We start from the raw sequence: 19,090 nt of genomic DNA, 5'->3' as shown, positions 1-19,090 counted from the left end.
GACCAAACCATGGCTGAAGAGAAGAAGGCAGAGCAGAAGGAAAAGAAGGAAAAGAAGGGCCGCAAGAAGGAAGACGTCAAGAAGGCGGGCTTCGCGGCCAACATCGAGGAGGGCCTCAAGGCGCAGCCGGCGCGCCTGAAGCTGCGCTTCCGCAAGGAGGGCGTGCCTGCTCTGATGAAGGAGCTCAGCCTGAAGAACCCCCTTCAGGTGCCGAAGCTCGAGAAGATCGTCGTCAACATGGGTCTGGGCGAGGCGCTCGCCAACAACAAGATCCTGGAGTCGGCGGTTGACCAGCTGGGTGCCATCACCGGCCAGAAGCCCGTGGTGACGCGCGCTCGCAAGTCGATCGCGAACTTCAAGCTGCGCCAGGGCCAGGCCATCGGCTGCGCCGTCACGCTGCGCGGCGACCGCATGTACGAGTTCCTGGACCGCCTCATCTCCGTCGCGCTGCCGCGCGTGCGTGACTTCAAGGGCGTGTCCCCCAAGGCTTTCGACGGGAAGGGTAACTACACGCTCGGTGTCCGCGAGCAGATCATCTTCCCGGAAATCAACTACGACCAGATTGAGAAGGTGAAGGGGCTCAACATCAGCTTCGTCACCACCGCGCAGAATGACGAGCAGGGGCTGGCGCTGATGCGTCACTTCGGCATGCCGTTCCGCCAGTAACCTCCAAGGACCACTAGCTCCATGGCCAAGCTCTCCAAGATCGCCCAGGCGAAGCGCAAGCCGAAGTTCTCAGTGCGCAAGTACAACCGCTGCCCGCTCTGCGGCCGCCCCCGCGCGTTCCTGCGGAAGTTCCAGATGTGCCGCATCTGTCTGCGCCTGCGTGCGCTGCGCGGCGAGATCACCGGCGTCACCAAGTCGTCCTGGTAGCCGGAACAGGGGGCTCGGGGCTTATGCGGCCCGGAGCCTCCTGGTGCCTTCGAGGCGCCGAAGCTTCAAGAGCAGTGCGAACGCGGCGAACCCCCGGGATGGGCCCGGCAGGCGCGGCGGTCGAGAGAGCGGGGTGCCTCCAAGGTCCCCGCACGGAAGGTTTTCATCCATGCCGGTCAATGATCCTGTCGGCGACATGCTGACCCGCCTGCGCAACGCCTCGCGTGCGCGGCACGACAAGGTTGTCATTCCCCACTCGAAGCTCAAGGTCGAGATCATCCGCGTCCTGAAGGACGAGGGTTACATCGGGGAGTACACCATTCACGAGCGCCAGCCGCAGAGCGAGATCACCGTCCAGCTGAAGTACGGGCCGGATCGCACCTCGGCCATCACCGGCATCCGCCGCGTGTCCAAGCCGGGCCTGCGCCGCTACGTGCCGATGCGCGACATCCCCCGCGTGCTGGGTGGCATGGGTATCTCCGTGCTCTCCACGTCCAAGGGCATCATGTCGGACACCGAGGCTCGCAAGCAGAACATCGGCGGCGAGCTGCTCTGCACCGTCTACTAGCCATTGACCTGGCGCCGCGACCCCGAGCAGGGGACGCGTGCCGGGCAGACCGTACGAGGCCATCATGAGTCGCATTGGAAAACTGCCGATCAAGCTGGGCGACAAGTCGAAGGCGACCATCGCCGGCGGCAAGGTCAACTTCGAAGGCCCCAAGGGCAAGCTGTCCGTCAACCTCCCCGCCAAGGTGAAGGTGGAGGTCAAGGACGGCAACGTCATCGTCACCCGTGAGGATGACTCGCGCGAGGCGCGCAGCCTCCACGGCCTGGCGCGCACCATCCTGGCGAATGCCGCCAAGGGCGTGAGCACGGGCTTCGAGCGTCGCTTGGACATCCGCGGCGTCGGTTTCCGCGCCGAGGTCAAGGGCAAGGCGATCCAGTTCGCGCTGGGTTACTCGCACCCGGTGGTGTTCAACCTGCCCGAGGGCGTGACGGCCGAGGTGGACAAGGCCGCGCGCACCGAGGAGAGCCTGCCCACGGTGGGGCTCACCCTGCGCTCCGCGGACAAGGAGGCCCTCGGGGCCGCCGCGGTGAAGATCCGCGCGCTGCGCCCGCCCGAGCCGTACAAGGGCAAGGGCATCAAGTACGCGGAGGAGAAGGTTCGTCGTAAGGAGGGCAAGACCGGTACGACTTAGTCGTCCGGAGGCCCTGAACGTTCAACCCCGCGGGTTCCGATGGGAGCCCGCGCTCATCCGGCGGTGGAAGGCCGCATCACCGCCGGACGGAAAAGGAAGCAGCCATGGCAATGGTCGAAGCGCGCATCAAGAGGAAGAACCGCATCCGCAAGAAGCTCTCGGGTACCACCGAGCGCCCGCGGCTCACGGTCTACAAGAGCCTCAAGCACATCTACGCCCAGGTGGTGGATGACTCCACCGGCCGGACAATGGCGTATGCCTCCTCCCTGTCCAAGGAGCTCAAGGGCCAGGACGAGGGTGACAAGAAGGCCGACGCCAAGCGCGTGGGCAAGCTCATCGCCGAGAAGTGCAAGGCGGCCAATGTCGAGGCGGTGGTGTTCGACCGCAACGGCTTCCCGTACCAGGGGCGCATCGCCGCTGTGGCTGACGCCGCGCGCGAGGCCGGGCTGAAGTTCTAGATTTTCGAAAGGAAGCTTTCCAAGTGGCAACTCCGATCAATCCGAACGACCTGGACCTCACCGACCGCGTGGTGAACATCAACCGCGTGGCCAAGGTGGTGAAGGGTGGCCGCCGGTTCTCGTTCGCCGCCTTGGTGGTGGTGGGCGACGGCAACGGCCACGTGGGCGTGGGCCTGGGCAAGGCCAACGAGGTCCCCGAGGCCATCCGCAAGGGTGGCGAGAACGCCAAGAAGAACCTCTTCCGCGTGCCGCTGATGGGGCACACGATTCCGCACGAGGTGCTGGGGCACTTCGGCGCCGGGTGGGTGCTGCTCAAGCCCGCCAGCCAGGGTACGGGCGTCATCGCCGGTGGCGCGGTGCGCGCGGTCCTCGAGGCGGCGGGCATCCGCAACATCCTGACCAAGAGCCAGGGCTCGAGGAACCCGCACAACGTGCTGAAGGCCACGGTCGCGGGCCTGAAGCGGCTGCGCTCGGCCGAGCAGATCTCCCGGCTGCGTGGCAAGGACGTCGAGTCGGCGAAGCTGGCCGGAGAGGCGAGGGGCTAGTCATGGCGCTCAAGGTCAAGCTGGTGAAGAGCTCTGCGGGCTCTTCCAAGGAAATGCTGGACACCATTCGCGGTCTCGGCCTGAAGAAGTTCGGGGACGAGCGGCTCGTGAAGGACACCCCGTCCAACCGGGGCCTGGTGTTCAAGGTGAAGCATCTGGTCTCCAGCGAGGTGGTGCAGCAGGAGGCCCCCGCGCCCAAGCGTCGCAAGCCGCGCAAGATCGTCGCCCGGGACCGGGCGCGCGCCAAGGCAGCGCAGGGCTAGACCCGTTCCGCGGGGTCCCGAAGGGGGCCTTTCGCGCGTGAGGATTCCAAGATGTCGACGACTCTCAACAACCTGAAGCGGCCCCACAACTCGTGGCACCGCAAGAAGCGCGTCGGTCGTGGCCAGGGCAGCGGCCTGGGCAAGACGGCCGGCCGCGGTGGCAAGGGCCAGAAGGCTCGTTCCGGCAACATGCGGTTCGAGGGCTTCGAGGGCGGTCAGAGCCCGCTGCAGCGCCGGCTGCCGAAGTTCGGCTTCATCTCCCCCAACCGCACCATCTACGCGGTGGTGAATCTGGCGGACCTGGAGAACCACTTCGACGCGGGCGCCACGGTGGACGCGGCCTCGCTCAAGAGCGCCGGGCTGGCCAAGGGCCGCTATGACGGCGTGAAGGTGCTGGGCCAGGGCTCGCTGACCAAGAAGCTCACGGTCCGCGTGCATAAGCTGTCTGGCAAGGCCCGCGAGGCCATCCAGCAGGCGGGCGGCGCGGTGGAGGAGCTTCCGCTGGTGGCGCACAAGCCGGAGGCGGCCGCCAAGGCGCACTCAGGCAAGGGCGTCAAGGCTCCCAAGCAAGCCTAGCATGCGAGGCGCGCGTCACTTGCAAGTGGTGCGCGCCTTTTCGCTTGTGTAGGCTCACGCGCCCCTCTCCGTCCTGGACCGAGGGGCGCTGTCGTTCTGTCCGTTCTTTTTTGAAGGGGATGGCTCCCACGTGGCTCTGAATGCCTTCGCCAACGTCTTCCGTATCGCGGAGCTGCGCAGCCGGCTCGCGTACACGCTGGTGCTGCTGGCGGTCTACCGCATCGGCATCTTCATCAACACGCCCGGCGTCGATCGCGCGGCGATGAACGCGTTCATGGACGCCCAGAAGCAATCGGGCGGCCTCGTGTCGCTGTTCAACCTCTTCTCCGGCGGCGCCCTGGAGCAGATGTCCATCTTCGGTCTGGGCATCATGCCGTACGTCTCCGCCTCCATCATCATGCAGCTGTTGGCGGTGGTGGTGCCCAGCCTCGAGCGCCTCCAGAAGGAGGGCGCCGGCGGGCGGCAGAAGATCAACCAGTACACCCGCTACGGCACGATCGTCCTGTCCATCATCCAGGGCATCGGCATCTCCCGCTGGCTGGCCTCGCTGGGCCGCACCGACGGGGGCCAGAGCGGCTTCAACCAGATCGTCGTTCCGGATGACAGCGCCTGGTTCACCTTCATGACGGTGATCAGCCTCACGGCGGGCACCGCCTTCATCATGTGGCTGGGCGAGCGCATCACCGAGCGCGGCATCGGCAACGGCATCTCGCTCATCATCTTCGCGGGCATCGTCGCGGGCGTGCTGCCGGCGGGCAAGACGCTGATGGACATGACGGCGCAGGGCGCCATCGAGTCCGCGGCCGTGGTGGGCCTGGCCTTCTTCATGCTGTTCATCATCGGGGTGGTCGTCTACGTGGAGCGCGGCATGCGGCGCATCCCCGTGCAGTACGCCAAGCGGATGGCGGGGCGGCGGATGTTCGCGGGCCAGGCCACCTACTTCCCGATGAAGGTGAACACCTCGGGCGTGATTCCTCCCATCTTCGCCGGCGCGCTGCTGTCGTTCCCGGCCACGCTGGGCACCTGGTTCCCGTTCCTGCAGACGTTCCGCCAGGCGCTCGAGGGCAACCCGTGGCTCTACAACGGGCTGTTCGTCCTGCTGGTCATCTTCTTCGCCTACTTCTACACGGCGCTCACGTTCCGGCCGGATGATGTGGCCGACAACATCAAGAAGCAGGGCGGCTACATCCCCGGCATCCGTCCGGGCCGGCAGACGGCCGACTTCATCGAGCGGGTGCTCAACCGCATCACCTTCGGTGGCGCCATCTACCTGGCCACCATCTGCGTCATCCCCACCATTCTGACCACCTGGCTCAAGGTGCCCTTCCAGTTCGGCGGCACCGCGCTGCTGATCGTCGTGGGCGTGGCGCTGGATACGGTGCAGCAGGTCGAGGGTCACCTCATCAGCCGTAACTACGAGGGCTTCGCGGGTCCCCGCGGTCCTCGCATCCGCGGCCGGACGCGCGTGGCTGCCTAAGCCGTCATTTCTTTCCACGGGCGCCTCTCTCCAGAGTCGGGGAGGGGCGCCTTGTCGTTCAGGGGCCGTGAGGAGCTAGAGGGGCACATGAACCTGATCCTGTTGGGCCCGCCAAACGCGGGGAAGGGCACCCAGGCCAAGAACCTGTATGCGGACTTCCAGATCCCGCAGATCTCCACCGGTGACATCCTCCGCAAGGCGGTGAAGGAGGGGACGGAGCTGGGGAAGATCGCCGGGCCGCTGATGGCGGCGGGCGCCTACGTGCCGGATGACATCGTCATCGGCATCGTCGAGGAGCGGCTCAAGCAGCCGGACTGCGCCAAGGGCTTCGTGCTGGACGGCTTCCCGCGCACTCCGCCCCAGGCGGATGCGCTGGATCGGATGCTGGCCAAGAACGGCAAGAAGCTCGACGCCGTCGTCTCGCTCGAGGTGCCGCACGCCAAGCTCATCGAGCGCGGCTCGGGGCGGCGCACGTGCCCGGCTGATGGCTCCGTGTACCACGTCTACCAGAACCCCCCGAAGCAGGCCGGGTACTGCGACAAGTGCGGCGCCGGGCTCATCCAGCGCGACGATGACCACCCCGAGGTCATCGAGAAGCGGCTGAAGAAGTACGACGCGGAGACGTCGCCGCTGAAGGACTTCTACGCCAAGAAGGGCATCCTGAAGTCCATTGACGGAGTGGGCTCGCCCGAGGGCATCTACGCCGAGATCAAGTCGGCGCTCGGCAAGTCCTGATCGGACAGCAGGCGGGCAGGGGGGCGTCGCGGATGGAGTGATGTCCCCCCGCTCATGGGTTCTTCCACGAACCCGCTACACGGACGCACATGAGCCAGGTCGAGATCAAGAGCAAGGACGAGATCGCCCTCATGCGTGAGGCGGGGCGGATCGTGTGTGAGATCCTCGATGAGCTCGAGAAGGCCGTCGCCCCAGGCGTCACCACCTGGGAGCTGGACGCCCTGGCCGAGAAGCTCATCTATCAGAAGGGCGCCAAGCCGGCGTTCAAGGGCTACCTCGGCTTCCCGTGCTGCCTGTGCGCCTCTGTCAATGACGAGGTGGTGCATGGCATCCCCTCCAAGCGGAAGAAGCTGGTCTCCGGCGACCTGATGAAGCTCGACTTCGGCGTGGTGTACCGGGGCTTCTTCGGGGACTCGGCGCGCACGGTGCCGGTGGGCAAGGTGAGCCGCGAGGCCCAGGCCTTGGTGGATGCCACCCGCGAGGCGCTCCAGAAGGGCATCGCCGCCATGGTGCCGGGCAATCGGGTAGGGGACATCGGCCACGCGGTGCAGAGCTACGTGGAGGCGCGTGGCTACTCCGTGGTGCGCGACTTCTCGGGGCACGGCATCGGTCGCAAACTCCACGAGAAGCCCGAGGTGAACAACTACGGCCCGCCGGGCCAGGGCATGAAGCTCCGCCCGGGTATGGTCCTGGCGGTCGAGCCCATGGTCAACTTGGGAACCCATGAGGTCGCCCTGTTAGACGATGACTGGACGGCGGTGACGCTGGACCACAAGCTTTCCGCGCACTTCGAGCACACCATCCTCGTGACGGAGGGGGGACCCGAGGTGCTCACCCGCAGGGCCTGAAGGGTTCTGACGCAGGGTGAAATACGTTGTTATATTGACGCGTTGCTAGAAGTTCGGAGTTTGATCGCGGTGGTACTTGCCACTTCGGGACCAAAGTGCTATCCCGCCGCGCTTCCAAGAGTTTATTGGTGGTCCGGAAGAGGGTTTTCGATTGCCGAAGGATGATTCCATCGAAGTCGAGGGGACGGTGATGGAGCCCCTGCCCAACGCGATGTTCCGAGTGGTGCTCGATAATGGCCACAAGGTGCTCGCGCACATCTCCGGGAAGATGCGGATGCACTTCATCCGCATCCTGCCGGGGGACAAGGTCAAGGTCGAGCTGTCGCCCTACGATCTGACCCGCGGACGGATCACCTACCGGGCGAAGTAGCTTTTCTTTAATCAGGAAGGAAGTAGCGCCATGAAGGTTCGGGCGTCCGTTAAGAAGATCTGCGACAAGTGCAAGGTGATTCGCCGCAAGGGCATCGTCCGCGTGATCTGCGCGTCGAACCCCCGGCACAAGCAGCGCCAGGGCTAACAGCCAGGCTGTTAGCTCCAGACCAACTCCACCCAGAAGGAAAGACGAACGATGGCTCGTATCGCCGGTGTCGATCTCCCGCCTGCCAAGCGCGCGGTGATCTCGCTCCAGTACATCTACGGGATCGGCAACAAGACCGCCCATGAAATCTGTGCTGCGGCGGGGATTGAACTCACCACCCGCACCAAGGACCTGACCGACGATCAGGCCCGCAAGATCCGCGACTACATCGAGGCCAACCTCAAGGTCGAAGGTGATCTGCGCCGCGAGGTGACGATGAACATCAAGCGCCTGATGGACCTGGGCTGCTACCGCGGCCTGCGTCACCGCAAGGGCCTGCCCGTTCGCGGCCAGCGCACCCACACCAACGCGCGCACCCGCAAGGGTCCCAAGCGTGGCATCGTTCGCGCCAAGCCGGCCGCTCCGGCGGGTCGCTAACCCTTCCCCCCACTACCTGCGCCGGCGCCCCCAGGCTCCGGCGTCGATCATCTACTGCTGAGGAGCAGCGAATTCCATGGCTGACGAAGTCAATACCTCTGCCGCCGCGCCCGCCACCGAGGGTGGTGAGACGGCTGCGGCGAAGAAGGCCAAGCGCAAGGGCAAGAAGAACATCCTCAACGGCGTGGTCCACATCCAGTCCACGTTCAACAACACCATCATCACGATCACGGACGTGTCCGGGAACGTGATCTCCTGGTCCTCCGCCGGCGCCCGTGGCTTCAAGGGCAGCCGCAAGTCGACGCCGTTCGCTGCCCAGGTGGCGGCGGGTGACGCGGCCGCCAAGGCGATGGAGCACGGCCTGAAGAACGTGACGGTGCTGGTGAAGGGTCCTGGCGCTGGCCGCGAGTCCGCGCTGCGCGCCCTGGCCGCCGCGGGCCTGAAGATCAACCTCATCCGCGACGTGACGCCCATCCCGCACAACGGCTGCCGTCAGCCCAAGCGCCGCCGCGTCTAATTCCCCATCCGGGCCGCTCCTGACGGGGCGGCCCCAGACCACCTTTCGAAGGAGAAGTTCGTGGCCCGTTACACCGCGAGCGCCTGCCGTATCTGCCGGCGCGAGAACCTGAAGATGTACCTGAAGGGTGACCGCTGCTACACCGACAAGTGTGCGATCGAGCGGCGCCCGTATCCCCCCGGCCAGCACGGCCAGGGCCGGGTGAAGTTCTCCGGCTACGGCGTGCAGTTGCGCGAGAAGCAGAAGGTCAAGCGCATGTACGGCCTGCTCGAGAGCCAGTTCCGCGGGTACTACCACCGCGCGTCCGCGGCCAAGGGCAAGACGGGTGAGAACCTCCTGCAGCAACTCGAGCTGCGCCTGGACAACGTGGTGTTCCGCATGGGCTTCGCGGACACGCGCAACGAGGCGCGCCAGCTGGTGCGTCACGGCCACTTCACGGTGAACGGCAAGCGGGTGAACATCCCCTCGTTCGCGGTGAAGCCGGGCAGCGCCGTCGAGGTGGCGGAGAAGAGCCGCAAGGTGCTGCGCATCTCCGAGGCGCTGGAGACCGTGGACCGCCGTGGCGTGCCGCAGTGGATCGACCTGGACAAGAAGGCCTTCAAGGGCACCGTGAAGACGGCGCCGAACCGCGAAGACCTGACCATGCCGATCCAGGAGCAGCTCATCGTGGAGCTCTACTCCAAGTAGCCGGCCGGGCCTGCGCAAGGCCCTCTTTTCAAGGTTCACGCGCCCTGGCGGTCACCGCCGGGGCGTCGTGCTTCTGTCTGCCGCCTCAGGCGGCGGGCGTTAGTGTGGTACCCCCGCGTGTCCACCCTCCCGCCATCTGGTGGGTAAGTCGGTGGTGGCCCACGCTCCGAGGAGCAACACCATGGCTGATACGTTCATCGCGAAGAACTGGCGCGACCTCATCAAGCCGCGCCGGCTGGAAGTCGATCAGGACTCCCTCACTACCACCTACGGCAAGTTCGTCGCCGAGCCCCTGGAGCGCGGCTTCGGCACCACGCTGGGCAACTCGCTGCGCCGCGTGCTCCTGTCGAGCCTGCAGGGCTCGGCCATCACCTCGGTGAAGATCGAGGGCGTGGACCACGAGTTCACCACCATCCCCGAGGTCGCCGAGGACGTCACCGACATCGTGCTGAACCTGAAGGAAGTCCTCCTTCGGATGCACACGAACGAGACGAAGACGCTGCGCATCGAGGTCGAGGGCCCCAAGGAAGTGAAGGCCGGCGACATCATCGCGGACCAGGACGTCGAGATCCTCAACCCCGGTCACCACATCTGCACCGTGTCCGAGGGTGGCAAGGTTCGCCTGGAGCTGACCTGCCGCCGTGGCCGTGGCTACGTGCCGGCCAGCGTCAACAAGGTGGCGGGCGCCCCCATCGGCACCATCCCCATCGACTCGCTGTTCGCCCCCATCCGCAAGGTGAACTACCAGGTCACCAACGCCCGCGTCGGTCAGGTCACGGACTACGACAAGCTGACGCTGGAAGTCTGGACGGACGGCTCGGTCACCCCGCAGGACGCGGTGGCCTACGCGGCGAAGATCATCAAGGAGCAGCTCACGGTCTTCGTGAACTTCGACGAGACCGAGGAGCCCGTGGTGGCCGAGGCCCCGAAGGAGGAGGCCAAGCTCAACGAGAACCTCTTCCGCTCGGTGGATGAGCTGGAGCTCTCGGTTCGCTCGGCCAACTGCCTGCAGCAGGCCAACATCAAGACCATCGGCGACCTGGTGCAGCGCACCGAGGCCGAGATGCTCAAGACCAAGAACTTCGGCCGCAAGTCTCTGAAGGAGATCAAGGAGATCCTCGCGGAGATGGGCCTGTCGCTCGGCATGAAGCTGGAGAACTGGCCCCCGAAGCAGCCGCTGCCCGCCGCGCCTCCCGCCGCGAGCGCCGCTCCCAAGGCCTAGTGCTTCCGTAGGACCTCCTTTCGCGCCGCGACACGGCTTCACGCGGCGCGAGGGGAGGGGGCCCACAAGGCCCATTGGCAATGGCGAGTCCCGTGTCGGGCACGCCCTTCCCACCCGGTACCTGATACGGCCGGAGTGGTGGAGCCGAGAGGCTCCGGAGTCGCACCCATGCGTCACAAGGTTGGACAGAGGAAGCTGCACCGCACTACGAGCCACCGGCTCGCCATGCTGAACAACATGGTCACCTCGCTGCTCGAGCACCAGGCCATCCGCACCACCGTCCCCAAGGCCAAGGAGGCCCGGAAGATGGCGGAGCGGATCATCACGCTCGGTAAGCGTGGTGGCCTGGCCAACGTCCGCCTCGCGGCGCGGATCGTGAAGGACAAGAACGTCCTCCAGAAGGTGTTCAGCGAGTACAAGGACCGCTACGCCAACCGCAAGGGCGGCTATACCCGCATCGTCAAGCTCGGCTTCCGCCGGGGCGACGCCGCGGAGATGGCCCTGCTCGAGCTGGTGGATCGTCCGGCGAAGCCGGCGGCCACCGAGGGTGGCGAGGCTCAGGCGGAGCAGGCCGAGGCCAAGACCGAGTAGCTCTCGGCCCCAGGCTGAAGCTGCATGGGAGCGCCCTTCCTACCCAGGAGGGGCGCTCTCGTGCTTTCCAGGAGCCCCGCGCGCTACTGCGTCAGCGGCTGGCCTTCGCGCACCAGCTCCGCCTTGCCGTCGTCGGTGCGCATCTCCGCCTGGTAGAAGCGCTCGTCCGGGGGCATGGGCGTTCCGGCGTTGTTCGCCAGCAGCCGCGGCGTCACCGTGAAGATGCTCCCGGCGTCGATCTTCGGGATCGTCCGGGTGCTGTACTTGCCGTTCACCACGAAGACGACGTTCTCCCACGGCTCCGTGTCCGTGTTCGTCACCGTGAGGCTCGGGTTCGCCGTGGGCTTGTCCGCGTTCGGAAGCAGCGTGACGCGCGCGCCCAGCGCCGTCGTTTCGATGCCCTGGCCCGGGCAGGCGATGACGATGCTCAGTACGGACACCAGCGCCCAGCCGCCGATGATCCCCGCCTTGTACTTGAAGAAGTTGTCCTGCTCCCGGAGCTCCTGAACCTTCTCCTTGATGATGGAGAGGGCGTTGAGGAACACGTTGGAGGCCTCGGACTTCAGGCGCTGGCTCACCTGCTTCTCGGAGCCCTTCTTCTCGGCAGACGCCGCGGCCGGACGCGCGGCGCTGATCGCCCGTGCGTTCGGGTTCGTCACCGTGCGCTGCGGCTGTTGTTGCTGCGGAGCGCTGCGTTCAGGCACCTTGCGACCGTCGCTCATCGGACCCCGAAGTGTAGAAGCCCTCGCCCGTCCGTGGCTACTCCTGCGCCTTGAGTTGTTGCAGCGCCCGCGAGGCCATCGCGTTGTCCGGTTGGGCCTCCAGGACCTTCTGCAGCCACTTCTCCGCCTCCTCGCTCGCCGTGCGCCGGTCCTCCGGCCGCCGCGCCTGGAGCGCCCGCTCCGTGAAGAGCAGCCCCAGGCGCAGGGTGAACTCCACGTTCTCCGGGTCTTTTTCGACCACACGCCGCAGCTCGCGCTCGGCGGCCGGGTAGTCGCCCTCGAGCTGGTACACCAGCGCAAGCTTGCCCCGCGCCGGCACCGAGTCCGGCTGCAGTCCCGTCAGGACGCGGAACGCCTCGCGCGCGGCTGGCAGGTCCCGGCGGTCCAGTTGCAGATCTCCCAGTCGGAACCAGGCCCCGTCCAGCAGCGGGTTGAAGGCCACCGCCTTGGCGAAGGCCTCCCGCGCCGCATCCGCGCGCTGCCGCGAGAGGTACAGCTCGCCCAGGTAGAAGTGGTTCTTGCCGTCCCGGGGCGCCAGCTCGATGGCCTGCTTGAACTCGTCCACCGCCCGGCCCGCGTCGTCCAGCCGCTGGTAGGCCAGCCCCAACAGCGCATGCACCACCGCCAGATCCGGGTAGTCCTGGAGGATCTCCTCGAAGGCGACGATGGCCTGCTGGGGGATGTCCAGCTCCTGGAGCAGGCGGATGCCTTCCTCCAGCTTGCCCTCGGCCGCCTTGGGGAAGGCCGCGAAGGGGTCCGCGATCTGGTTCATCAGCGCCCGGGCCGTGGCCACTTCCCCGGGCGTCGGCGAGGCACGCACCACCGCGTTCAGGGCCTCCACGGCGCCGGCGCTGTCTCCGGTGCGGTGCAGGGCCTTGGCCAGCGGCAGGCGGATTCCAGCACGCTCCGGGGCCAGCTCCGCGGCGCGGCGCAGCGGGGCCAGCGCCGCCGTGTACTGCTCGGACTCCAGGTGCGCGATGCCCAGGCGGTAGTGGAACTCCGGCTCCTGCGGCGACAGGGCGATGGCCCGCTCGAAGGCGGCCACTGCCGGCGCTCCCGCGTCCGAGGCCCGCGAGAAGTAGGCCAGCCCGAGCATGTAGTGGTTCACCGCTCGCTCGTTCTGGCCGTTGCGGCGCTGCAGCTCGGCGATCCATGCGTCCGCGCGGCCCGCCTTGACCTGGGCCTCCGTCAGGGCTCGCGCCACGCCGAGATCGTCCGGGGCGTTGGCGTGCAGCTCCTCGAGCAGCGGCAGGGCCTTGGTCGGCTGGTTCTGCTCCAGGTAGACGCGGGCCTGATCCTGCGGGCCCAGGGCGCGCTCCTGGGAAGAGCCATGCTTGCAGCCGGTGAGCAGGCCCAGGCCGAGCATGGCGGCGGGAGCCCAACGACGGAAGGAGCGGGCGCGGCGGGGAGCGGTCTTCACGGTCACGGTCACGAGGGCTTCGAGTCGGAAGGGGGCGGACGGCCAACTCCTTCGTAACCCGAGGCGGCGATGGCGTCCTCAACATCTCCGCCCTTGCCGCCGAGTTCCAGGCTCTGCTGGATGATCGCCTGACGGACGGTGCGGGCCAGCCCCTCCCGGTCATTCGCCGCGAAGCCCGTGGTGTCGATGGGCTTGCCGATCTTCACATGCACCGGGCCCGGGACGATGTTCCAGGAGTTCTTCGGCATGATGCTGCCCGTGCCCTCGATGGTGACGGGGCAGATGGGCACGCGGGCCTCCAGGGCCAGGGCGAAGGGGCCCTTCTTGAAGGGGAGGATCCTCCCGTCCGGAGAGCGGGTGCCCTCGGGGTAGAGGAAGATGCTCGTGCCGCCGCGGATCCGTTGGCCCGCTACCTTCAAGGACTCGATGGCGGCCGTCCGGTTGGAGCGGTTGACGAAGACATGCCCCGCCACCCAGAGGTACCAGCCGATGAAGGGCACCCACCCCAGCTGGCTCTTGGCCACGTAGCGGAAGTTGGCCGGCACCGTGACGAAGTGCGCCGGGATGTCCAGGGTCGACTGGTGGTTGGAGACGTAGATGGTGGGGCGCTTGGGGTCCACGTTCTCCTGGCCATGCACCACCAGGCGAGCGCCACCGGCCCACAACAGCACGGGCGACCAGAGGCGGCGGCAGACCCAAATGGAGGCATCTCCGCCAAGCACCAGGGCGGTCAGGGCGCTCACCGGGAAGAGGACTGCCGTCCACACCCCCGCGATGAACATGCAAAAGAGTTTACGGGGCATGCAGGGCCTTCAAGCGTGGTTCAGCCATACCCGCCGTGTGGGCGGAGAGCGGCGGTTGCATGCGGCGCGTTGTAGCATGTCTGCCCCCCACCTTTGTCGCTGGTACTGGGTGCCCGGTGGGGATACAAGCAGGGGTGGCGTGGCCAGGAAAAAGTTCATCGCCGTCGCGGGCAACATCGGCGCCGGGAAGACGGAGCTCACCTCGTTCCTCTGCCGCAAGTACGGCCTCACGCCGTACTTCGAGCCGAACGACAAGAACCCGTACCTCGCTGACTTCTACAAGGACATGAAGACGTGGGCGTTCCGCTCACAGATCTTCTTCCTTACCCACAAGTTCCGGCTCCACCGCGAGATGGAGCAGCACAGCGGCACCGTGTTGCAGGACCGCACCATCTATGAGGATGCGGAGATCTTCGCCAAGAACCTCCACCGCCAGCGCTTCATCGACCGGCGGGACTGGCAGACGTACCGGGAGCTCTACGAGACGATCTCCCAGGCGCTGTCACCCCCGGATCTGATGATCTACCTGCGCTGCCCGGTCCAGACGCTGAAGGAGCGTATCCGGCTGCGCGGACGCGTCATGGAGAAGGACATCCCCACCACCTACCTCAAGCGCCTCAACAACCTGTATGAGGAGTGGTTCGCCCACTACAAGATGTCGCCTGTGCTCGTATTGGGGACCGACAAGTTGGATTACCTCACCAACCTGGTGGACCGCGTCGACCTCTTCCGCCAGATCGAGAAGCACCTGTGAAGGAGGTCTACGTCCTCGCCATCGAGTCCTCGTCCGCCATTCCGCTGGGCGAGCTGCGCCCGCTGTTCGAGCTGGACGAGATGAGCTTCCTGCCCGCCGAGGATGGGGAGGGCTTCGCCCTCGAGGCCGAGGGCGTCCGGGTCGAGGTGCGCTTCGACAACGAGGGCCCCGCCGAGGCGGCCGATCTCAACCTGCTCACCGGCAGCGAGGAGTCGCAGCAGTTCCTGCAGCGCGCCAGCGGCTTCTATCGCCTCTCCATCGTGCCGGGCTCGGGGCCGCAGCCCACCGTGCCCGTCTCCGAGGCCCTGCGGTGCGTGCGCAAGCTGATGGAGCACTCCCAGGGGGTGCTGCTGGATCGCACCGCCCACAAGCTGCATGACGTGGCCGACGTGGTGGAGATCGTCGAGCTGGACTTCGACATCCGCGACCACGTCAACCTGCATGCCGTGGCCGCCATCGAGGGCGACACCCCCCTGTGGGTGCATTCGCACGGCATGGAGAAGTTCGGCAGCCGGGACCTGGAGATCTTCCACCTGGGAGAGGATGACCTGCTGGCCGCGGAGATGTTCCTCCACGAGCTGTGTACGGACATGGCCTTCGGCCAGGGGCCGCCGTCGCGCCAGGAAGTGGCCACCAGCGAGGGCCAGACGTTCATGCTGGTGCCCTCCGAGGAGGCCCGCATCAACCTGCTGGGTGTGCCGCTGGAGACCTTCGAGGGCCACGAGTCGCTGTTCCTCTCCATCGTATCCCCCCTGGGCCGGCACAACACGGCGGAGCTCCTGCGCCCCTACCGCGAGCGCTTCGTCCCCGAGCCCGAGGAGCGCACCGAGGCCCTGCGCCGCGAGGCCCAGTCCCAGCTTCCCGCCTTCAAGGCCCGCTTCTACCGCAAGGGGCTCATGGAGCCGCTCACCTTCCTGGTGCGCGCCCTCTTCGAGACACACCCCGAGGGACAGACGGTGGAGGAGAACCTCTGGCTGGAGGTCATGGCCTGGGAGGAGGGCACCGTCGTCGGCCGGCTGGTCGATGGCGCCGTCCACACCACCGAGTGGCGCAAGAGCGCCCACGTGGAGGTGGATGAGGAGCACATCAACGCGCTGGCCATCAGCCGCGAGGGGCGCACCCTGGACGAAGAGGAGATGCGCGCCCTGCTGATCGCCGAAAGGCCGATGTAGGAGCCTTGCCCGGGGCGGGTGGGGCGCTAGGCTCCGCCCTCCATGCCAGCCCTGCTGCTGCTCTCCGGGCCTTCCTCCGGCCGCCGCTTCGAGGTGGTCTCGGAGGTCACGCTCGGCCGCAGCCCCTCATGCGAGATCCAGCTCGACGACGACAAGGTGTCGCGTCGGCACGCGCGCGTCTTCCTGCGCCAGGGTCAGGCATGGCTCAGCGATCTCGGCTCGCGCAACGGCACCCTCGTCAATGGCGAGCGCGTGGAGGGCGAGGCGCTGCTGTTGCCCGGTGACCGGGTCCAGGTGGGGGAGACGATCGCCGTTTACGAGCCGCCCATCCAGGCGACCATGGCGGAGACGGAGCCGCTGGATGCCAGCCACATCCCCATCGCCGAGGTGCTGCCGCACGTGGGGCCCGAGGCCGGCCTGTTCTCGGCCGGGGTGGCGCTGCTGGGCGCCACCAGCGAGGCCATGGTGCTGCGGCGGTTGGTGGATGAGGCCGTGCATGCCCTGAACGCGGACCGCGCCGCGGCGCTGCTGGGCGGCCATGACGGCCTGCTCACCGCGGCGGTGTCCGGCGCCTCCTCCGTCGAGGTGCCGCGCTTCATGGCCAGCCTCGCCATGGATCTCAAGGAGGTGGCCTCCTCCGCCACCGCCCTGTGTACCCCGCTGGTGGCTTCCGGGGGCATGCCGTTCGGCCTGCTCTATGTGGAGCGCGCCCAGCCGTTCTTCTCCGCCCTGGATGCCCGCCTCGTGGCCGCGCTGGGGCGCATGGGCGGCGAGGCGTATACCGCCATGCGCTCGCGCGTCGAGGTGGAGCAGGCGCCCGCGCCGGTGACGCTGGTGGGCTCCTCGCGGCCCTTGCGCCGCATGATCGAACAGGCCCGGCGCGCGGCCGCCAGCACCGTGCCCGTCGTCATTTATGGAGAGCCGGGGGCCGGAAAGAGCCTGCTGGCCCACTACATCCACTCGCGCTCGCCTCGGGCGCTCGGGCCCCTGGTGGCCGTGGACTGCCGCCAGCCTCCCGCTGTCGTGGAGGAGCTCCTCTTCGGTCGGGCCAGCGCTCCCGGCGAGCCGCCTCGCTCCTCGGCGCTGCTGCGCGCCGACGGGGGCACGCTGCTGCTCCAGCACGTGGAGGCGCTCTCACGCACCGTGGTGGAGCGGTTGACCCGGTTGCTGGCGCGCAAGGTGGCCTCCGCGCGGCACGGAGGCGAGGAGCCGGTGGACCTGCGCCTCATCGCCACCTCGGGCACGGCGGTGCAGTTGCTGGCCGCCAAGGGCGAGGTGGACCCGGCGCTGGCCACGGCCCTGTCGGGGCTGGAGATCGAGGTGCCCCCGTTGCGCGAGCGGCGCGCGGATGTGCTCGGCCTCTTCGAGCACTTCGCCATGCGCGGGGCTCGGCTCAGCCGCTCGGCGCCTCCCGGGCTCAGCTCCGGGGCCCGGCGTCTGCTGGTGGACTACGACTGGCCCCACAACGTGCGCGAGCTGAAGCTGGTGAGCGAGCGGCTGGCGCTGGTGTACGCCGGCAAGGAGGTCCACGCGCTGCGGCTGCCTCCGGAGATCCAGGAGGGGAGTGCCGCCTCGGAGCCCCGCAGCCTGCAACACCTCGTGGAGCGCCTGGAGCGGGACGCCATCACCGAGGCCCTGCAGGCCACCGGGGGCAAGAAGATCCGCGCCGCCGAGCGGCTGGGCATCAGCCGCCCCACGCTGGACAAGAAGATCGACGAGTACGCCATCACCGTGGAGAAGTCCCGGCGCGGCTGAGGCGCTCGGGGCCCTCGGGGCGTCAGCGCCGTCGGCTCACCAGCACTCCGGACAGGATCAGCGCCGCGCCGGCCGCCTGGAGCGCCGTGGGACGCTCGCCCCGGATGCCCCACGCCGTGAGCGCCGCCACCACCGGTATCCCCGCGTTGTAGAGGGACGTGCGGCTGCTGCCGACCTTCTGCACGCTGCGGCTCCAGACGAAGTAGGACAGCACCAGGGGGATCAGCGCCGAGTAGACGAGGCCCGCCCACGCGCCCACGCCGATGCGCGCGGGCTCCAGCCGCAGCACCTCCGGCAGGCCCACCAGCACCACCCCCGGGGCCCCGGTGAGCATCGCCATCGCCGTGATGCGCATCGCCGACAGCTCCGTGCCCATGGCGCGGATGCCCACCGTATAGATGGCCCAGCACGCGCTGCCCCCGAGGATGAGCAGGTCGCCCAGCCGCGTCTCCGCGCTCAGCTCCGGCCCGCGCGCGCCCACCACCAGCAGCATGCCCGGCACCGCCAGCACCAGTGCCATCAGCACCGGCCGGGTGAGCCGATCCAACCCCAGCACTCCGCCCAGCACCGTCACCAGCACCGGCGTCACCGCCGCCAGCATTCCGCTGTTGGCCGCGGTGGTGTGCGACAGGCCCAGCATGAAACAGAGCTGGTACAGGGTGTTGCCCACCAGCCCCAGCCCCATGAGCCGCAGGAGCGTGGCCCGGGGCAGGGGCTTCCACCCCTCCAACCACAACAGCAATACCCCCATGGCCGCCGCCGCCAGCCCAAAGCGCAGCGACATGAAGGCCAGCGCGGGCACGGTGTCCAACGCCTCCTTCACCACCGTGTAGTTGGTCCCCCAGATGACCACCACGGTCAGCAGGGCGAGATCCGATAGGGAAAAAGCGGAAGGGGAGGGGGGCCGCTCAGAAGGACTTGCGCTCACGTCGGCAGAAATGTAATCAAAATCCAGATAATTGTGTCAATGTATGTCAATGCATTGATATGTATATCTGGGTGGGTTCAAGGGCGTCGATGAATGGAGTGACGGCAGGGCGGGTACGCGGTAGAGTACGGCTTAATCCTGGAGGGCAGAATGTCCGAGCACGAGCGGCGTCGGCATCAGCGCTACACCCTGCAGTTGACCATTCGGCTCGTGCGGGGCGGCCAGGAGTTGACCGCTGATATCGTCAACGCCTCCGCCAGTGGGTGCCTGTTGCAGGTGGCTGTGCCCCTGGAGCCGGGAGAGGTGCTCAGCGGCAGCATCCCCGAGATGATGATTCCCGAGGCGAAGCTGCGCGTGCTGCGCTGCCTCTCGGGAGCCACCGGGTACATGGTCGCCACGTGCTTCGAGACCTTGGCGGCCCATGAGCCTGCCATCGCTCGCATGTCGGATGATCTGCGCGAGGCAGACCCCAAGGGCGGTTGGTTGAACTGAAGTTCGACTCATCTTCTCAGACTTAAGGGTGAGATACCGGCCGCTGCGCTTGCGGCGACGGCAAGCCATGCCCAATTGATGTGTGGCTCGTGGTGCCT

Annotated in this window: 26 protein-coding genes; 22 read left to right on the top strand and 4 right to left on the bottom strand. The window is 67.3% G+C overall.

Annotation, left to right across the window (positions count from 1 at the left end):
• Positions 1 to 9: 9 nt before the first annotated feature.
• From rplE to rplQ, 18 genes are all read left to right on the top strand, one after another.
• The gene (gene rplE / locus SYV04_RS30015; RefSeq protein ID WP_321549390.1) at positions 10 to 666 is read left to right on the top strand and encodes a 50S ribosomal protein L5; all 657 of its coding nucleotides are present in this window, start codon (positions 10 to 12) and stop codon (positions 664 to 666) included.
• 21 nt (positions 667 to 687) lie between these two features.
• A complete protein-coding gene (locus tag SYV04_RS30010; protein WP_002614761.1) occupies positions 688 to 873 on the top strand; it encodes a type Z 30S ribosomal protein S14 in 186 nt (61 codons plus the stop codon).
• Between the two features lie 169 nt (positions 874 to 1,042).
• Positions 1,043 to 1,441: a 30S ribosomal protein S8 gene (gene rpsH, locus SYV04_RS30005; protein WP_321549389.1), complete on the top strand. Its 399-nt coding sequence runs from the start codon at positions 1,043 to 1,045 to the stop codon at positions 1,439 to 1,441.
• A 64-nt stretch (positions 1,442 to 1,505) separates the two neighbouring features.
• Entirely contained in the window at positions 1,506 to 2,072 is a 567-nt protein-coding gene (gene rplF / locus SYV04_RS30000; RefSeq protein ID WP_321549388.1) for a 50S ribosomal protein L6, read from the top strand.
• A 104-nt stretch (positions 2,073 to 2,176) separates the two neighbouring features.
• Complete coding sequence (gene rplR, locus SYV04_RS29995; protein ID WP_321549387.1) at positions 2,177 to 2,530, top strand: 50S ribosomal protein L18; 354 nt, start codon at positions 2,177 to 2,179, stop codon at positions 2,528 to 2,530.
• Between the two features lie 23 nt (positions 2,531 to 2,553).
• Positions 2,554 to 3,075 (top strand): 30S ribosomal protein S5, encoded by a 522-nt coding sequence (gene rpsE / locus SYV04_RS29990; protein ID WP_321549386.1) that lies wholly within the window; start codon positions 2,554 to 2,556, stop codon positions 3,073 to 3,075.
• 2 nt (positions 3,076 to 3,077) lie between these two features.
• Entirely contained in the window at positions 3,078 to 3,338 is a 261-nt protein-coding gene (gene rpmD / locus SYV04_RS29985; RefSeq protein ID WP_321549385.1) for a 50S ribosomal protein L30, read from the top strand.
• Between the two features lie 51 nt (positions 3,339 to 3,389).
• On the top strand, positions 3,390 to 3,914 hold the full coding sequence (gene rplO / locus SYV04_RS29980; RefSeq protein WP_321549384.1) for a 50S ribosomal protein L15: 525 nt from the start codon (positions 3,390 to 3,392) through the stop codon (positions 3,912 to 3,914).
• A 130-nt stretch (positions 3,915 to 4,044) separates the two neighbouring features.
• Entirely contained in the window at positions 4,045 to 5,391 is a 1,347-nt protein-coding gene (secY, locus tag SYV04_RS29975; RefSeq protein ID WP_321549383.1) for a preprotein translocase subunit SecY, read from the top strand.
• An 87-nt stretch (positions 5,392 to 5,478) separates the two neighbouring features.
• The gene (locus SYV04_RS29970) at positions 5,479 to 6,126 is read left to right on the top strand and encodes an adenylate kinase (RefSeq protein ID WP_321549382.1); all 648 of its coding nucleotides are present in this window, start codon (positions 5,479 to 5,481) and stop codon (positions 6,124 to 6,126) included.
• A gap of 89 nt (positions 6,127 to 6,215) precedes the next feature.
• A complete protein-coding gene (gene map, locus SYV04_RS29965) occupies positions 6,216 to 6,974 on the top strand; it encodes a type I methionyl aminopeptidase (protein WP_321549381.1) in 759 nt (252 codons plus the stop codon).
• Between the two features lie 151 nt (positions 6,975 to 7,125).
• The gene (infA, locus tag SYV04_RS29960) at positions 7,126 to 7,344 is read left to right on the top strand and encodes a translation initiation factor IF-1 (RefSeq protein WP_002614803.1); all 219 of its coding nucleotides are present in this window, start codon (positions 7,126 to 7,128) and stop codon (positions 7,342 to 7,344) included.
• A 30-nt stretch (positions 7,345 to 7,374) separates the two neighbouring features.
• Complete coding sequence (gene rpmJ, locus SYV04_RS29955; RefSeq protein WP_002614755.1) at positions 7,375 to 7,491, top strand: 50S ribosomal protein L36; 117 nt, start codon at positions 7,375 to 7,377, stop codon at positions 7,489 to 7,491.
• A gap of 51 nt (positions 7,492 to 7,542) precedes the next feature.
• Positions 7,543 to 7,929 carry a 30S ribosomal protein S13 gene (gene rpsM, locus SYV04_RS29950; protein WP_321549380.1) on the top strand — a complete coding sequence of 129 codons (387 nt, stop codon included), beginning with the start codon at positions 7,543 to 7,545 and terminating at the stop codon, positions 7,927 to 7,929.
• Between the two features lie 76 nt (positions 7,930 to 8,005).
• Entirely contained in the window at positions 8,006 to 8,446 is a 441-nt protein-coding gene (gene rpsK, locus SYV04_RS29945) for a 30S ribosomal protein S11 (RefSeq protein ID WP_321549379.1), read from the top strand.
• Between the two features lie 60 nt (positions 8,447 to 8,506).
• Positions 8,507 to 9,133, top strand: coding sequence for a 30S ribosomal protein S4 (gene rpsD / locus SYV04_RS29940; protein WP_321549378.1), 627 nt, complete (start codon positions 8,507 to 8,509; stop codon positions 9,131 to 9,133).
• Between the two features lie 181 nt (positions 9,134 to 9,314).
• On the top strand, positions 9,315 to 10,355 hold the full coding sequence (locus SYV04_RS29935) for a DNA-directed RNA polymerase subunit alpha (RefSeq protein WP_321549377.1): 1,041 nt from the start codon (positions 9,315 to 9,317) through the stop codon (positions 10,353 to 10,355).
• Positions 10,356 to 10,523: 168 nt separating this feature from the next.
• Positions 10,524 to 10,946: a 50S ribosomal protein L17 gene (rplQ, locus tag SYV04_RS29930; RefSeq protein ID WP_321549376.1), complete on the top strand. Its 423-nt coding sequence runs from the start codon at positions 10,524 to 10,526 to the stop codon at positions 10,944 to 10,946.
• An 83-nt stretch (positions 10,947 to 11,029) separates the two neighbouring features.
• Here rplQ and SYV04_RS29925 read toward each other — a convergent pair whose 3' ends face one another.
• From SYV04_RS29925 to SYV04_RS29915, 3 genes are all read right to left on the bottom strand, one after another.
• Positions 11,030 to 11,668: a hypothetical protein gene (locus SYV04_RS29925; RefSeq protein WP_321549375.1), complete on the bottom strand. Its 639-nt coding sequence runs from the start codon at positions 11,666 to 11,668 to the stop codon at positions 11,030 to 11,032.
• A 37-nt stretch (positions 11,669 to 11,705) separates the two neighbouring features.
• Positions 11,706 to 13,034, bottom strand: a complete 1,329-nt coding sequence (locus tag SYV04_RS29920) for a tetratricopeptide repeat protein (RefSeq protein WP_321549639.1) — start codon at positions 13,032 to 13,034, stop codon at positions 11,706 to 11,708.
• Between the two features lie 62 nt (positions 13,035 to 13,096).
• Complete coding sequence (locus SYV04_RS29915) at positions 13,097 to 13,891, bottom strand: lysophospholipid acyltransferase family protein (RefSeq protein WP_321549374.1); 795 nt, start codon at positions 13,889 to 13,891, stop codon at positions 13,097 to 13,099.
• 139 nt (positions 13,892 to 14,030) lie between these two features.
• On the opposite strand from SYV04_RS29915, the gene SYV04_RS29910 reads away from it, so the two are divergent.
• Genes SYV04_RS29910 through SYV04_RS29900 form a run of 3 tightly spaced genes read left to right on the top strand, consistent with a single transcriptional unit; the run spans position 14,031 to position 17,572 of the window.
• Entirely contained in the window at positions 14,031 to 14,645 is a 615-nt protein-coding gene (locus SYV04_RS29910; RefSeq protein ID WP_321549373.1) for a deoxynucleoside kinase, read from the top strand.
• Positions 14,642 to 15,817 carry a hypothetical protein gene (locus SYV04_RS29905; protein ID WP_321549372.1) on the top strand — a complete coding sequence of 392 codons (1,176 nt, stop codon included), beginning with the start codon at positions 14,642 to 14,644 and terminating at the stop codon, positions 15,815 to 15,817. Before SYV04_RS29910 ends, SYV04_RS29905 begins: the two co-directional genes overlap by 4 nt.
• A 42-nt stretch (positions 15,818 to 15,859) precedes the next feature.
• Complete coding sequence (locus SYV04_RS29900; RefSeq protein WP_321549371.1) at positions 15,860 to 17,572, top strand: sigma 54-interacting transcriptional regulator; 1,713 nt, start codon at positions 15,860 to 15,862, stop codon at positions 17,570 to 17,572.
• Between the two features lie 22 nt (positions 17,573 to 17,594).
• On the opposite strand, the gene SYV04_RS29895 is transcribed toward SYV04_RS29900, so the two are convergent.
• The gene (locus SYV04_RS29895) at positions 17,595 to 18,500 is read right to left on the bottom strand and encodes a DMT family transporter (RefSeq protein WP_321549370.1); all 906 of its coding nucleotides are present in this window, start codon (positions 18,498 to 18,500) and stop codon (positions 17,595 to 17,597) included.
• A gap of 150 nt (positions 18,501 to 18,650) precedes the next feature.
• Here SYV04_RS29895 and SYV04_RS29890 point away from each other — a divergent pair, with 150 nt between their 5' ends.
• Positions 18,651 to 18,992 carry a PilZ domain-containing protein gene (locus SYV04_RS29890; RefSeq protein WP_321549369.1) on the top strand — a complete coding sequence of 114 codons (342 nt, stop codon included), beginning with the start codon at positions 18,651 to 18,653 and terminating at the stop codon, positions 18,990 to 18,992.
• Positions 18,993 to 19,090 lie beyond the last annotated feature (98 nt).

This window comes from Hyalangium ruber (assembly GCF_034259325.1).
GTDB classification, from domain to species: Bacteria; Myxococcota; Myxococcia; order Myxococcales; family Myxococcaceae; genus Hyalangium_A; species Hyalangium_A rubrum.
This window is presented reverse-complemented; position numbering and strand designations above follow the sequence as displayed.

Coding starts and splice junctions, on each gene's coding strand:
- rpmJ (WP_002614755.1), top strand. CDS start 7,375: ATGAAGGTTCGGGCGTCCGTTAAGAAGATCTGCGACAAGTGCAAGGTG.
- rplE (WP_321549390.1), top strand. CDS start 10: ATGGCTGAAGAGAAGAAGGCAGAGCAGAAGGAAAAGAAGGAAAAGAAG.
- SYV04_RS29900 (WP_321549371.1), top strand. CDS start 15,860: ATGCCAGCCCTGCTGCTGCTCTCCGGGCCTTCCTCCGGCCGCCGCTTC.
- rplQ (WP_321549376.1), top strand. CDS start 10,524: ATGCGTCACAAGGTTGGACAGAGGAAGCTGCACCGCACTACGAGCCAC.
- SYV04_RS29890 (WP_321549369.1), top strand. CDS start 18,651: ATGTCCGAGCACGAGCGGCGTCGGCATCAGCGCTACACCCTGCAGTTG.
- rplR (WP_321549387.1), top strand. CDS start 2,177: ATGGCAATGGTCGAAGCGCGCATCAAGAGGAAGAACCGCATCCGCAAG.
- rpmD (WP_321549385.1), top strand. CDS start 3,078: ATGGCGCTCAAGGTCAAGCTGGTGAAGAGCTCTGCGGGCTCTTCCAAG.
- SYV04_RS30010 (WP_002614761.1), top strand. CDS start 688: ATGGCCAAGCTCTCCAAGATCGCCCAGGCGAAGCGCAAGCCGAAGTTC.
- SYV04_RS29970 (WP_321549382.1), top strand. CDS start 5,479: ATGAACCTGATCCTGTTGGGCCCGCCAAACGCGGGGAAGGGCACCCAG.
- rpsH (WP_321549389.1), top strand. CDS start 1,043: ATGCCGGTCAATGATCCTGTCGGCGACATGCTGACCCGCCTGCGCAAC.
- rpsK (WP_321549379.1), top strand. CDS start 8,006: ATGGCTGACGAAGTCAATACCTCTGCCGCCGCGCCCGCCACCGAGGGT.
- SYV04_RS29925 (WP_321549375.1), bottom strand. CDS start 11,668: ATGAGCGACGGTCGCAAGGTGCCTGAACGCAGCGCTCCGCAGCAACAA.
- map (WP_321549381.1), top strand. CDS start 6,216: ATGAGCCAGGTCGAGATCAAGAGCAAGGACGAGATCGCCCTCATGCGT.
- rplO (WP_321549384.1), top strand. CDS start 3,390: ATGTCGACGACTCTCAACAACCTGAAGCGGCCCCACAACTCGTGGCAC.
- SYV04_RS29935 (WP_321549377.1), top strand. CDS start 9,315: ATGGCTGATACGTTCATCGCGAAGAACTGGCGCGACCTCATCAAGCCG.
- rpsM (WP_321549380.1), top strand. CDS start 7,543: ATGGCTCGTATCGCCGGTGTCGATCTCCCGCCTGCCAAGCGCGCGGTG.
- SYV04_RS29920 (WP_321549639.1), bottom strand. CDS start 13,034: ATGCTCGGCCTGGGCCTGCTCACCGGCTGCAAGCATGGCTCTTCCCAG.
- rplF (WP_321549388.1), top strand. CDS start 1,506: ATGAGTCGCATTGGAAAACTGCCGATCAAGCTGGGCGACAAGTCGAAG.
- SYV04_RS29915 (WP_321549374.1), bottom strand. CDS start 13,891: ATGCCCCGTAAACTCTTTTGCATGTTCATCGCGGGGGTGTGGACGGCA.